At 47.6% G+C, this 13,160-nt stretch carries 11 protein-coding genes and 1 tRNA gene; 7 read left to right on the forward strand and 5 right to left on the reverse strand.

Annotated elements, in window-relative coordinates; translation table 11 throughout:
• Positions 1 to 35: 35 nt before the first annotated feature.
• Together cysK and epsC are read left to right on the forward strand one after the other, a co-directional pair.
• Entirely contained in the window at positions 36 to 971 is a 936-nt protein-coding gene (gene cysK / locus ACN083_RS03125; protein ID WP_419101370.1) for a cysteine synthase A, read from the forward strand.
• A 172-nt stretch (positions 972 to 1,143) separates the two neighbouring features.
• Positions 1,144 to 1,728 carry a serine O-acetyltransferase EpsC gene (gene epsC / locus ACN083_RS03130; protein WP_419101371.1) on the forward strand — a complete coding sequence of 195 codons (585 nt, stop codon included), beginning with the start codon at positions 1,144 to 1,146 and terminating at the stop codon, positions 1,726 to 1,728.
• Positions 1,729 to 1,853: 125 nt separating this feature from the next.
• Here epsC and gndA read toward each other — a convergent pair whose 3' ends face one another.
• From gndA to ACN083_RS03145, 3 genes are all read right to left on the reverse strand, one after another.
• Entirely contained in the window at positions 1,854 to 3,335 is a 1,482-nt protein-coding gene (gene gndA / locus ACN083_RS03135; RefSeq protein ID WP_419101372.1) for an NADP-dependent phosphogluconate dehydrogenase, read from the reverse strand.
• Between the two features lie 354 nt (positions 3,336 to 3,689).
• A tRNA-Val gene (locus ACN083_RS03140) sits at positions 3,690 to 3,762 on the reverse strand.
• A gap of 206 nt (positions 3,763 to 3,968) precedes the next feature.
• A complete protein-coding gene (locus ACN083_RS03145) occupies positions 3,969 to 4,385 on the reverse strand; it encodes a DUF3052 domain-containing protein (protein ID WP_419101373.1) in 417 nt (138 codons plus the stop codon).
• 366 nt (positions 4,386 to 4,751) lie between these two features.
• Between ACN083_RS03145 and aceE the strand changes: the two genes are divergently transcribed.
• From aceE to fabF, 5 genes are all read left to right on the forward strand, one after another.
• Positions 4,752 to 7,484 carry a pyruvate dehydrogenase (acetyl-transferring), homodimeric type gene (gene aceE, locus ACN083_RS03150; RefSeq protein ID WP_419101374.1) on the forward strand — a complete coding sequence of 911 codons (2,733 nt, stop codon included), beginning with the start codon at positions 4,752 to 4,754 and terminating at the stop codon, positions 7,482 to 7,484.
• 329 nt (positions 7,485 to 7,813) lie between these two features.
• Positions 7,814 to 8,731, forward strand: coding sequence for an ACP S-malonyltransferase (locus ACN083_RS03155; protein WP_419101375.1), 918 nt, complete (start codon positions 7,814 to 7,816; stop codon positions 8,729 to 8,731).
• A gap of 24 nt (positions 8,732 to 8,755) precedes the next feature.
• A complete protein-coding gene (locus ACN083_RS03160; RefSeq protein WP_419101376.1) occupies positions 8,756 to 9,781 on the forward strand; it encodes a beta-ketoacyl-ACP synthase III in 1,026 nt (341 codons plus the stop codon).
• 117 nt (positions 9,782 to 9,898) lie between these two features.
• Positions 9,899 to 10,141 carry an acyl carrier protein gene (locus ACN083_RS03165; protein ID WP_419101377.1) on the forward strand — a complete coding sequence of 81 codons (243 nt, stop codon included), beginning with the start codon at positions 9,899 to 9,901 and terminating at the stop codon, positions 10,139 to 10,141.
• 97 nt (positions 10,142 to 10,238) lie between these two features.
• Complete coding sequence (gene fabF, locus ACN083_RS03170; protein ID WP_419101643.1) at positions 10,239 to 11,510, forward strand: beta-ketoacyl-ACP synthase II; 1,272 nt, start codon at positions 10,239 to 10,241, stop codon at positions 11,508 to 11,510.
• Between the two features lie 88 nt (positions 11,511 to 11,598).
• Here fabF and ACN083_RS03175 read toward each other — a convergent pair whose 3' ends face one another.
• Together ACN083_RS03175 and ACN083_RS03180 are read right to left on the reverse strand one after the other, a co-directional pair.
• Positions 11,599 to 12,102, reverse strand: coding sequence for a DUF3145 family protein (locus tag ACN083_RS03175; RefSeq protein ID WP_419101378.1), 504 nt, complete (start codon positions 12,100 to 12,102; stop codon positions 11,599 to 11,601).
• A gap of 56 nt (positions 12,103 to 12,158) precedes the next feature.
• A complete protein-coding gene (locus ACN083_RS03180) occupies positions 12,159 to 13,148 on the reverse strand; it encodes a tyrosine recombinase XerC (RefSeq protein WP_419101379.1) in 990 nt (329 codons plus the stop codon).
• Positions 13,149 to 13,160 lie beyond the last annotated feature (12 nt).

Raw genomic sequence — 13,160 nt, forward strand, 5'->3', positions numbered from 1 at the left:
TGATAGAACTTCTCAAGAAAATCAGAAGAGGACCTATGTCGAAGATATACCAGAATGTTACAGAAATTATTGGTGGCACTCCCCTCATCAAACTTAACCGTCTTGATGCAGATTTGCCAGGCAATGTTGCTGTCAAGCTCGAATTCTACAACCCCGCAAATTCCGTAAAAGATCGTATCGGTAAGGCAATTATTGATGTCGCAGAAAAATCAGGGAAGTTACAACCTGGCGGAACTATTGTTGAAGGTACTTCTGGAAACACCGGTATTGCTCTGGCAATGGTTGGTGCAGCTCGTGGATATAAAGTTATCCTCACAATGCCAGAAACAATGTCTAATGAACGCCGCGTTATGCTTCGTGCCTACGGTGCAGAAATTATTCTAACTCCCGGGGCCGATGGTATGCGTGGAGCAGTAGAAAAAGCCCAAGAAATTGTTGAACAAACAGAGAACGCAATTCTTGCTTCACAGTTCTCAAATAGCGCTAATCCTGAAATTCATTACAACACTACTGGTCCCGAGATTTGGGAAGATACAGCAGGAAAAGTCGATATCTTTGTTGCTGGAGTTGGCACGGGAGGAACGGTCTCTGGTACAGGGAAGTTTCTTAAAGAAAAAAACCCTCATATTCAGGTTATAGCCGTTGAGCCAGAAGATTCTGCACTATTATCCGGTGGTACCGCTGGACCTCATAAGATTCAAGGTCTTGGAGCAAACTTTGTTCCTGATACTCTAGACCGCGATATTTATGATCGTGTCATTCCAGTAAGCACCCAAAATGCAGTCTCTACGTCACGAGCTCTTGGAACTCAAGAAGGCATTCTTGGAGGTATCTCTGCCGGTGCAGCGGTATGGGCGGCTCTTGAAGAAGCAAAGAAATCTGAAAACCAAGATAAGCTTATCGTTGCGATAGTCCCAGACTTTGGTGAACGCTATATCTCCACCATCTTATATGAGGACATTCGTAGCTAATATAAGGCTCCTCTAAAATAGCCTATCTGCAGGGAATCATATGTTTAGCGGTTCCCTCAGATAGGCTATTTTTTGTGGAACGTCCTAAAAATATTAGTCTTAGGGAATAACCTGTTATAGTACAACAGTTGTACTGAACGTACATATTTCAGCATTTCCAGAAAGACGTTCATTGAGCTTCATCAAACGGCTACAAGAAGATATACAAACCGTGCGCACGCATGACCCTGCCGCACGCAATACCTTAGACATTATCCTTAACTATTCAGGGATGCACGCAGTGTGGTTTTATCGTATTGCTCATCGTCTCTGGCAAAAAGAACACACTAAGTTAGTAGCTCGTACACTCTCCCAGTTTGCGCGGTTTCTCACGGGCGTTGAAATCCATCCTGGAGCCAAAATTGGGCGTCGTTTCTTCATTGATCACGGCATGGGTATCGTTATTGGAGAAACAACTGAAATTGGTGATGACGTCATGCTTTATCACCAAGTGACTTTGGGTGGGCGGTCTTTAGAAAAGACAAAACGTCATCCTACTATTGGTCATAGGGTCACTATTGGGGCGGGTGCAAAAGTTCTTGGGCCGATTTATATCGGTGATGATTCTGCGATTGGAGGCAATGCAGTAGTTGTCCATGATCACCCCGCAGATTCCATCATTACGGGTATTCCAGCACGTTCTAAGCCTCGTACTCCAGAGAAGAAAAAACCACTCGTTGATCCTGTAGAGTATATTGACCCAGCCATGTGGATATAAATACTTGTTATAGAAAAAATCGAGTTTAAATATCTAAGGTTCCGCACCATGTTAGTGGTGCGGAACCTTAGATATTTTATGAGGCGATAGGCCTCAATCATGATGAAGCAGCAATATACCTACTACTAGTGGGTGTGTGAATCCGCTGCATTAATCTCAGAACGGTCACCGCTCCATAGAGTGTGCCACATTCCTTCGCTGTCTACTCGTGCGTAGGTGTGTGCGCCGAAGAAATCGCGTTGCCCTTGAATGAGAGCTGCCGGTAGGCGGTCTCGTCGTAGCCCGTCGTAGTATGACAGTGATGAGGCAAAGACCGGAACAGGGATACCTAATGCTGTTGCTTGAGAAACAACGCGACGCCATGAAGGAAGTAAAGACTCCATCAGAGATTTGAATCCTGGCGCTAGAAGCATGTTAACAGGCTGTTGCTCCTGAGAGTAAGCTTGCATAATCTCGCCGAGTAGCTCTGCACGGATAATACAGCCGGCACGCCACAAACTAGCGATTTTATCGAGTTGAAGATTCCAACCGTATTCTTTTCCGGCAGCAACAATCTGGTCTAAGCCTTGAGCATATGATACAAGTTTTGATGCGAAGAGCGCTCTGCGCACATCCTCGATGAACGCGGGGTCTCCGGCAGGAATCTCCGTCGTGTTGATGAGTCCTGCTGGTAATTCTTTTTGAGCTTCTTTGCGAGCCTGCGTATTGGAAGAAGAAAGTGCGCGCGCAAAAACAGATTCTGCGATGCCGGTAACGGGTGAGCCAAGGTCTAGAGCAGCTTGAACAGTCCAACGTCCTGTTCCCTTCTGACCAGCTTCATCAACAATAACGTCAACTAGAGGTTTACCTGTCTTAGCATCAACCTGAGCTAGAACTTCAGATGTAATTTCGATGAGATAAGAGTTCAATTCAGTGTTATTCCACGACTTGAAGATCTCTGCTTGTTCAGCAGGTTCTACCCCCGCCACTGAACGAAGAAGGTCATAGGCCTCTCCGATAACCTGCATATCGGCATATTCGATACCGTTATGAACCATTTTCACAAAGTGGCCGGCGCCATCGGTAGAAATCCAAGAACAGCAGGGCGTCCCGTCAGGAGCTTTAGCTGCGATACTTTCGAGCAAGGGACCTACAGATTCATAAGATTTAGCAGAGCCACCAGGCATAATAGAAGGCCCCAGAAGAGCTCCTTCTTCACCGCCAGAGACACCAACGCCAACAAAGTGCAGACCTTGTTCGGCAAGTTCTCGTTCACGACGCATGGTGTCGGGGAAATGAGAGTTACCGCCGTCAATAATAATGTCGTCTTTATCTAGAAGTGGAACAAGTTGAGCGATCACCGCATCAACAGGAGCACCTGCTTTAACCATGATGAGGATGCGACGCGGAGATTCCAAGGAGTCAACAAGTTCTTGCAAGGTTTCTGTTCTGATGAATGAACCTTCGTCACCATGTTCTTGAAGAAGTGCGTCAGTTTTTTCAACGGAGCGGTTGTGCAAAGCCACGGTATATCCATGACGAGCAAGGTTTCGAGCAAGGTTTGCGCCCATCACAGCAAGACCTGTGACGCCGATTTGTGCCTTCTGTGCAGCATTTTTTTCAGTCATAGCTTAACTCTAAGCTCTCGACCGTGCAGATGGGTACTTATTGACTTCACTTTTTTGCAAGCGAACATTGTTACCCCTATGTCAGCACTCTACATGCACAAATTTTTGAGAGTGTTATCACTCTATCCGGTCGGTCAGCAATACCCAGAAGGATAAGACGCACCAAAGGTGCGGAGAATACTGCAAACATTGACCACATGGCCGTGTATGTATCTTGAGTAAAAAAGTATAGGGAGATGAGAAGCCAGACGAGGCCCATGATAACGGCACTGAGGTGCCGTGGTTTATAGGAGTTCACAGTATGTTCCTTAAGATACAAAAAAAGACCCTGCCATAAGCAAGGTCTTGATTTTGTGGGTCCTACCGGGATCGAACCGATGACATCCACGGTGTAAACGTGGCGCTCTACCAGCTGAGCTAAAGACCCTTATCACTGCGATTCTTTATCTCCCGCGGCGACATATAAAACTATACACAGAAAGATTCTCAGGGCGCAACTCAAAACAGCATGTTCTAGCTCACATTTACCCAAGTGTGCTTAAAACATTGCTACAACAAGCCAAAACAATCAATTCTTTACACAAAAGCGAGGTAGGCGCTTCCTTCGCACACTACCTCGCTCACCATATAAAACTAACGTTGCCTCGCAACCAAACGCGTAGCAATCCAGTCAGGACCAACCGTAATACTAGACGTCGGATACAATCCAGCAGTGCCACTCAAAGACCGAATATCCGCAGGATTGAGATGCCCTTCCCTACCAGGCTTAAGAGTGAGAAGCCAAATAACTCCCCCCTCATCTAGGTTCACTAACGTATCAACGAGAGCATCACTTAAAAAAGCGTCGTATTCTTGACGCCACCAAAGAAGAACTCCGTCAACAACGTCTTGATCATCCTCGTCAAGAAGATCCGAGCCAATATGATCCATCAACGCATCCCGTAGATCAAAGTCCACGTCATCGTCATACCCAAATTCTTGGATGAGATCCCCATCCTTGAAACCAAGTTGGACAACTGCTTGTTCCGCAGCGGTCTTGGTCTCGCTCACTGACATCCTCCTGAAAATAAACCGGACATATATCCGTCATACACTTATCAGAATCAGCTCAGTATATGTCGAAACATATACCGCTAATTCCTAAACACAACTGAACACGGCAACGAACAAATAAGCAACTAAACACGCTAATTTTCGCCACATTTCTTAGAATCAAGCAACGATGTGACTCAAACTACCCAGCGTTTTAGTGGAAGTATCCCCCCACAATGGCTAAAAAACGGTGCAGGTGTGACAACATAGAAGAAGAAAGTATCAGACCTTCGAGAACTCGATAGTCTGTACCGAGGAAGGCACGAACTGTACTAACAGTTCACACGCCACACCCTATAAACATCAACAAAGAGAGGTTGACTAGTGGGACCCTCCAATACAAACGACCATGTCTTAAGCGCACTCACCAATAGCTTCAAAGACACCGACACCGAAGAGACAGCCGAGTGGCTAGAATCTTTCGACGAACTGGTAGAAACCCAAGGCACTGAACGTGCACAGTTCATCGTTCGCTCTCTATTGCAGCGAGCAGGCAGCCGCAGTGTCGAGGTGCCAATGGTCACTACTACTGACTACATCAACACCATCCCCGTTGACCAAGAGCCTGAATACCCTGGCGACGAGCAGATGGAACGCCGATACCGCGCATACCTACGCTGGAACGCAGCAATCATGGTTCAGCGCGCACAAAAATCAACCATCGGCGTTGGTGGACACATTTCATCCTATGCCGGCATCGCGACACTCTACGAAGTTGGTCTCAACAACTTCTTCCGAGGCCCAGAACACCCCGGCGGAGGCGACCAAATCTTCTGGCAGGGACACTCATCCCCCGGTAACTACGCGCGAGCATTCCTCGAAGGACGCATCACTGAAGAGCACCTCGACGGATTCCGCCAAGAAAAAACCAAGGGCGACAAAGGTATCCCTTCATACCCGCACCCCCGTTGCATGCCAGAATTCTGGCAGTTCCCAACCGTTTCACTCGGCCTAGGCCCCATCAACGCTATCTGGCAGGCACAGTTCAACCACTACCTCCACGACCGCGGTATCAAAGACACCTCAGAACAGCATGTCTGGGCATTCCTCGGTGACGGCGAACTCGACGAAGTCGAATCGCGTGGCGCACTACAGGTTGCAGCAAACAACAAGTTGGATAACCTCACCTTCGTTGTCAACTGTAACCTCCAGCGTCTTGACGGCCCTGTACGCGGTAACGGAAAGATCATCCAAGAGCTTGAGTCCTTCTTCCGTGGCGCAGGCTGGCACGTCATCAAAGTTATTTGGGGTCGTGAATGGGATTCGCTCCTCCAAAAAGATAAGAGTGGCGAACTCGTTCGCATTATGAACGAAACCCTCGACGGCGACTACCAGACCTACAAGGCAGAAGACGGCGGATTCGTTCGTGAGCACTTCTTCGGCAAGACACCCGAAACCAAAGAACTCGTTGCTGATATGACCGACGACGAAATCTGGGCACTCAAGCGAGGCGCACACGATTATCAGAAGGTCTACTCCGCATACAAGGCTGCTTTGGAGACCAAGGGTAAGCCCACCGTCATTTTGGCTCAGGGCATTAAGGGATACGGTCTCGGCACTCACTTTGAAGGCCGTAACGCAACCCACCAGATGAAGAAACTCACCATGGAAGACCTCAAAGCTTTCCGTGATCACCTTCGCATCCCCATCTCTGATGAAGAGCTTGAAAAAGATCTTTACAACCCTCCTTACTACCACCCTGGTATGGACGCCCCCGAAATTCAGTACATGCTCAAGCGCCGCCAAGAACTAGGCGGTTTCTTGCCAGCACGTCGCCAGATTCAGCCAGAAATTGAACTCCCTGGTGAAAAGGCATACAAGGGCACTAAGAAGGGCTCCGGTAAGCAGATGGCTGCTTCCACCATGGCTTTTGTTCGCTTGATGAAAGACCTCATGCGTGAAAAAGACTTTGGTAAGCGCATCGTGCCGATTGTTCCCGATGAGGCACGTACCTTCGGCATGGATTCTTTCTTCCCCTCTGCAAAGATTTACAACCCCTTGGGCCAGAACTATCTTGCAGTAGACCGTGAGCTCATGCTTGCATACAAGGAATCTCCTGCCGGTCAGATTCAGCACGTTGGTATTAACGAAGCTGGCGGTGTCGCTGCGTTGACAGCGGCAGGCTCCTCATATGACACCCATGGTGTTCCTATGGTTCCGATTTACATCTACTACTCGATGTTCGGTTTCCAGCGCACTGGTGACGCATTCTGGGCAGCAGCTGACCAGCTTGTTCGTGGCTTTATCGTCGGCGGTACGGCAGGTCGTACTACCCTTACCGGTGAGGGCCTACAGCACATGGACGGGCAGTCACCCATCTTGGCGTCACAGAACCCATCTGTGATTCATTATGATCCAGCATATGGCTACGAAATTGCACACATCGTTGAGCGCGGTATCGAGCATATGTACGGTCAAAAAGATGAAGACCATGACGTCATGTACTACCTCACTGTCTACAACGAACCCATTATTCAGCCTGCAGAGCCTGAGAATGTTGACGTTGAAGGCATTATCGGTGGTATCTACCGAGTCAAAGAAAGCCAGCTTGAAGGACCTCGAGCTCAGCTACTAGCTTCTGGTGTTGGCGTTCCTTGGGCGATGAAAGCATCTGAGCTTTTGGCTGAAGACTGGGGAGTTTCTGCAGACGTTTGGTCTGTCACTTCTTGGACTAACCTCCGCCGTGACGGTATTGAAGCTGAGCGTGAAGCTTTCCTCAGCGGAAAAGAACCTCGCGTACCATTCGTTGCGCAGCAGCTTGATGGTGCGATTGGTCCTATTGTTGCAGTGTCTGACTACAACTCTGATTTGATGGATGGCATTCGCCAGTATGTTCCTAACGATTTCGCAACCCTGGGAACAGACGGCTTCGGTTTCTCTGATACCCGTGCTGGTGCACGTCGTTTCTTCAACGTTGACGCAGAGTCCATCGTTGTACGCACCTTGCAGATGCTTGCAAAGCGCGGAGAAGTTCCTGCAGAAGCTCCAGCTCAAGCGTTCGCTAAGTATCAGCTTGATGTCAATGCTCCTGCAACACTGGCGCAAAACGCTGAGTAATAGTGACATGTGCTAAAGGGTCATTCCTTTAATACATGAACATTCATCAAGGCGGGCTGTTCTCTCCGATTAGGGAAGAGAACAGCCCGCCTTGTCTTGTTCGTTGACTTTGACGTTGCATTGTACAGAGTTTTTGATGATAACTTTTCAAAGGCTTTAGTTGAACGGAGAGTCTAAAGAACTTAAAAAATATCCATCAGAATACGAAATATCTTGCTCTTATACAGGTAATAGGCACTCTTTTATTCGCATAACATAGGTAGGATTTTGGTGAGAGCGTGTTGAACGTTTTCTCGTATCAACACAGATTTTTAGAGGAGAGGGACTCCATGATTGCAGTTCTCTGCCCTGGACAGGGCTCACAAAAACCAGGTTTTCTTCAACCATGGCTAGAACTTCCTGGAGTGCAAGCCCATCTTCAGAAGCTTTCTGATGCAGCAGAACTCGACCTCATCCATTACGGAACAGTCGCTGACGAACAAACCATTAAAGATACTGCTATCGCCCAGCCTCTTATTGTTGCTGCTGGCATTATTGCTGGAACACGTTACCTAAAAGCCACATCTAACCTTCAAAAAAATATAGTTTTTGCAGGTCACTCCGTTGGAGAGATTACAGCTGCAACCCTCAGCGGCGTTCTAACAGAAGACGAAGCAATGGCCTTTACTCGAGTACGAGCACACGGCATGGCGCAGGCTGCCTCCGAAGAAAAAACAGGTATGGCAGCAGTTCTTGGGTCAGATGAGAAAAGCATCACTGAAGCCATTAAGGAAGCATCATTATATGTTGCTAACATGAACGGTGCCGGACAAATTGTTGCTGCTGGTGCTGAAGAAAATCTCCAGAATCTAGCGCACAACCCTCCAGCTAAAACCCGTGTTATTGCCCTTAAAGTAGCTGGAGCTTTTCACACCCCCTATATGGAACCAGCACAAACACCGCTTAACGAATACGCGCAGACTATTAGCCCGTCAGCCCCACAAGGAATCCTTATCTCAAATTACGATGGGTCAACCTTAGACACCGGAACAGAATGTATAGAGCGTCTTGTCAGACAGGTAACAGCTCCTGTTCGATGGGACTTGTGCATGGAATCTCTGAAAAAGTATGGTGTGCACACAGCTGTTGAGCTATCTCCGGCAGGAACACTTCTTGGCTTAGTTCGTAGAGCTATTCCTCAGGTTTCTCGCGTAACGTTGAATACCCCAGAAGAATTAAAACTACTAGTAGAGGCTTCACAGGCCTAAAACAGCGTAGGTGCAAAAACTTTTATGACAACTCTTAACCAATACCAGCCACAACAATTTTCACGAATTCTTGGCTATGGAGCTTTTCGCCCTGACCTGTCAGTGCCTAATAGTGAGCTAGTTGAAGCCATCGACTCTTCAGATGAATGGATTAAACAGCGCACCGGCATCTGCACACGACAACGAGCAAGTGAAGCCATTTCTGTACAAGATATGGCTTGCGGTGTAGCAGCTGATGCTCTTGAGAACTCTCACGTAGAAGGAGAGGAAATTGATGCTGTTATTGTTTCAACAATTTCGCATCCTTACGCGACCCCATCATTAGCTACCCTTGTTGCCGATAGCATTGGGTCAAAAGCCCCCGCCTATGATATTTCAGCTGCTTGTGCAGGATTCTGTTATGGCATTGCTCAGGCTGACGCATTAGTTCGCTCAGGTATGGCAAGGAATGTTCTCGTCGTTGGTGTTGAGAAACTTACCGATTTTATTGATAACACAGACAGGTCTATCTCCTTCCTTCTTGGAGACGGCGCAGGTGCAGCCGTTGTTGGACGTAGCGATATTGCCGGAATTGCTCCTACTATTTGGGGTTCAGATGGTTCCCGATGGGGAACTGTAGGGATGACGCATTCTCTTCTAGAGTTACGTAATCGAGATTTCCTTAAAAACCCCGTACAAGAGGGAGAAAAAATTTGGCCAACCCTGCGACAAGACGGCCCTTCTGTATTTAGGTGGGCTGTGTGGGAGATGGCAAAAGTTGCTCAAGAAGCGGTCAAAGCCGCAGGAATTAATCCAGAAGATTTAGGCGCTCTCATTGCTCACCAAGCCAATGAACGTATCCTCGATCAGTTAGCAAAAACTCTTAAACTTCCTGAAAACGTCATTGTTGCTAAGGACATTGTAGAAGCGGGAAATACTTCTGCTGCTTCAGTTCCGTTAGCGGCTCATCGATTACTCAAGGAACGTCCAGAGCTCTCTGGTACATTTGCTTTACAGATTGGTTTTGGAGCAGGCTTAGCATTTGCAGCTCAGGTTGTTGTCCTCCCCTAATCCCCTAGTTTTCGGATGTGCTACGGTGCAGACGATGTTAGTCCCTCCATCAGGGAGAAAAACTGCATTCATGGTTCAATAATCATGATTGCCTACTAATAAGTAAAAGGAGCCACCATGGCTAACACAGAAGAGATCCTTGCAGGTCTTGCAGAAATTGTTAACGAAGAAACCGGTGTTGAGGTTGCTGATGTACAGCGCGAAAAGTCCTTCACTGAAGATCTCGACATCGATTCCATCTCTATGATGACCATCGTTGTCAACGCTGAAGAAAAATTCGGCGTTACTATCCCCGATGAAGAAGTACAGAACCTCGTCACTGTAGGCGACGCTGTTGATTTCATCGCGAACGCAAGCTAACTAGCTCATGTCAAAAGATGGACGCGGTTCCTCCTTGGTTGATGTTCCGCGTCCGTCTTTTTCTATGAACTATCCAATTCTAGAAGAAAGTATGCACATGTCTCGAAAAATCGTGGTCACCGGTTTAGGTGCAACCACTCCCATCGGCGGAGATGTTAGCACCACTTGGAACAACGCCCTTAACGGGGTTTCGGGGATTAAACAACTTGATAAAGATTGGGTAGAACGTTACGAGCTGCCTGTCTATATTGCTGGGCAAGCAGCTGCTGCTCCCCTAGATTCAGGCCGCTTGACGAAGGTTGAAGCAAAACGTCAAGATCCCTCTGCACAGTTTGCTCTTGTTGCAGCTCGAGAGGCTTGGGAAGATGCAGGTTTTAGCGCAGATAACGCAGAAGATGCTCAGGGACTTAATCCTGAGCGCGTTGGAGTTGCTTTCGGAACTGGAATTGGCGGAGTGTGGACTCTTCTAGATTCTTGGGACACACTCCGAGAAAAAGGCCCTCGTCGGGTGTTGCCGCTTACTGTTCCTATGCTCATGCCTAATAGTTGTGCGGCAGCTGTTTCTATGGCGCTCAATGCGCGTGCAGCAGCACAAACGGTGGTTTCTGCGTGTGCTTCTTCAACTGAAGCGATGAGTCTTGCTGTTGAGATGATTCGTAGTGGAAAAGCTGATGTCGTTATCGCAGGTGGCGCCGAAGCAGCCATTCATCCACTTCCTTTAGCTGCTTTCGCTAAGATGCAGGCCCTGTCAACTCGCAATGATGATCCGGTCTCTGCTTCACGTCCCTATGATGTGGATCGTGATGGTTTTGTCATGAGCGAAGGTGGTGCAGCTTTGATTCTTGAGTCAGAAGAACACGCTCGAGCTCGTGGAGCACGTATTTATGCAGAATTAGCGGGAACGGGTGTTTCTGCTGATTCGTATCATATTACTTCTCCCGATCCGGAAGCTCTCGGAGCAGTCCGTGCATTGAATCAGGCTTTAGCTGACGGCAATATTGATGCTGAACAAGTAGTTCATGTTAATGCTCATGCGACGTCCACCCCTGTAGGAGACGTTCCTGAGTCCTCCGCTTTGCACCAAGTTTTTGGTGACCACACGAAACACATTGCAGTTTCTGCAACAAAATCAATGACCGGTCATCTTCTTGGGGCAGCTGGTGCTTTAGAAGCTGTTTTGACAGTATTAGCTGTTTTTCATCGTAAAGCACCATGCACTATTAATCTTGAGCATCAAGACCCTCAAATTGATTTAGATGTCGTTACGGAGGCACGTGATTTACCAGCTGGAAAGATTACGGCCCTGTCTAATTCTTTCGGATTTGGTGGGCATAACGCAGTAGTTGCGTTCCGTTCTATTGAAGAATAAAGCCTTATCCTGATAAAAATACGCCGGTTTTTAGCTTCACCTCATCACAGATAAGAAGCTAAAAGCCGGCGTATTTTTTGAAAAGGAACTATAGGTTAACGTGACGTTCTAGCAGGACGGGAGGTTGCCGTTCTAAGTTATTTTCTCGAAGTGGTTCAAGCTCATTATTCCAAGGTTCACCAAGTGCCTGAGAAAAAAGCTGTAAGAGTTCGTGTGGCTCCCCACCACTTTGTTCGTAGATGGAACGTACACGGTCTTCACTCATCAGAAAATTTCCGGCAGTGTCGGTAAGGGCATAGAATGTTCCAAGTTCAGGAGTGTACATCCACCAGCTTGGCAGTTCTTGTTCGTCACCGTAGAAGCTCACTTCAAACCAAATTTTTTTGAGTGGTATCAGAGCTGAGGTGATTTGCGCAGCTCGTTCTTCGGATCCGCTCCATTCCAAGGCGGCACAGTAATATTCAGGTTTTTGGGTTTGTTGTTCCCAGGTGATGGAAGATAAACCGTCAATAAGGTTTTCTAGAGACCATTTTAGGTGTGGTATAGCCACAGCAGGTACTGCATGGATATAGAGTATTCCCCCACTTGTCATAGGACACTTCCCGTAGACGGCATTTCATTTGGTTACTAGTAGTAGAGTACCTCAGTTTATGAGCGCGGATGCGCTTTTTCATAGATTGCAGTGAGTCTTTCCATCGAGACATGCGTATAAATTTGTGTTGTGGCAAGAGAGCTATGGCCTAGAAGTTCTTGTACTGTGCGAATGTCAGCGCCAGCATCAACCATATGGGTTGCTGCACTATGGCGAAAGACGTGTGCACCACGAGCATTGGTGTTTTCTAAAAGAGCTAAAAGCTGGTTAATACATTCACGTAGTTGTCGAGGATTTGCGCGAGCACCTTGCGGCCCGATAAAAAGGGCTTCTTCGATGGGTGCTTTTGAATTTTTGAGCCATTGTGGACGCCCGTAACGTATCCATTGTTCGATGGCCTCTAGTGCGGGTTTCCCGAAGGGGACAATTCGTTCTTTGTTGCCTTTACCGATGACTCTTAGGGTGCGTTGTGTTCTATCGATACTCGAGAGGTTGATGCTGCATAGTTCGAAAATTCGCAGTCCGCTAGCGTAGAGGAGTTCAATAACAGCGCAGGTTCTTAGCGTGTGTGGGTCGTGTGGGTTTTGGGTAAGTCGTTCTTCCAGCTCTCTAAAGAGCGTTTGAAGGTGTTCTTTAGTGAGGACGGTAGGTAGTCGGTGTTCTTTTTTGGCGGTTGCTATTGCTAGCGTCGGGTTTTGGTGGATGTAGTTTTCTTCTTTGGCCCATGAGAAGAAAACTCTTAGGGTGGAGAGCCTTCGTGCGGTAGAGTTGCGGGACTGGCTGCATTCGTGTTGGTGAGAGAGCCACGCACGTAGGAAGCTGAGGTCAACGTCGTTAATGTTGTGTAGGCGTTGTTCTTGGGCGTAGGTGAAGAATGCTTTAAGGTCGCTACGGTAGGAGTTGATGGTGTTTTCGGAACGAAATTTTTCGTAGCGTAAGTATCGTGTGAAGTTCTCGATTAGTTGTGAGAAGATTTGTTCTTCTAAATGTGTGGATGGTTCCAGGCGTAGGGTATCTTCCGTTTCTATGGGTTTGGTGTTCTCCATGTACGGTGTTTT

The organism is Rothia sp. CCM 9418, from assembly GCF_048512825.1.
GTDB lineage: Bacteria > Actinomycetota > Actinomycetes > Actinomycetales > Micrococcaceae > Rothia.

Bases quoted from the DNA above. Each gene is read 5' to 3' on its own strand.
- fabF (WP_419101643.1), top strand. From the start codon at position 10,239: ATGTCTCGAAAAATCGTGGTCACCGGTTTAGGTGCAACCACTCCCATC.
- ACN083_RS03155 (WP_419101375.1), top strand. From the start codon at position 7,814: ATGATTGCAGTTCTCTGCCCTGGACAGGGCTCACAAAAACCAGGTTTT.
- cysK (WP_419101370.1), top strand. From the start codon at position 36: ATGTCGAAGATATACCAGAATGTTACAGAAATTATTGGTGGCACTCCC.
- ACN083_RS03160 (WP_419101376.1), top strand. From the start codon at position 8,756: ATGACAACTCTTAACCAATACCAGCCACAACAATTTTCACGAATTCTT.
- gndA (WP_419101372.1), bottom strand. From the start codon at position 3,335: ATGACTGAAAAAAATGCTGCACAGAAGGCACAAATCGGCGTCACAGGT.
- ACN083_RS03165 (WP_419101377.1), top strand. From the start codon at position 9,899: ATGGCTAACACAGAAGAGATCCTTGCAGGTCTTGCAGAAATTGTTAAC.
- ACN083_RS03175 (WP_419101378.1), bottom strand. From the start codon at position 12,102: ATGACAAGTGGGGGAATACTCTATATCCATGCAGTACCTGCTGTGGCT.
- ACN083_RS03180 (WP_419101379.1), bottom strand. From the start codon at position 13,148: ATGGAGAACACCAAACCCATAGAAACGGAAGATACCCTACGCCTGGAA.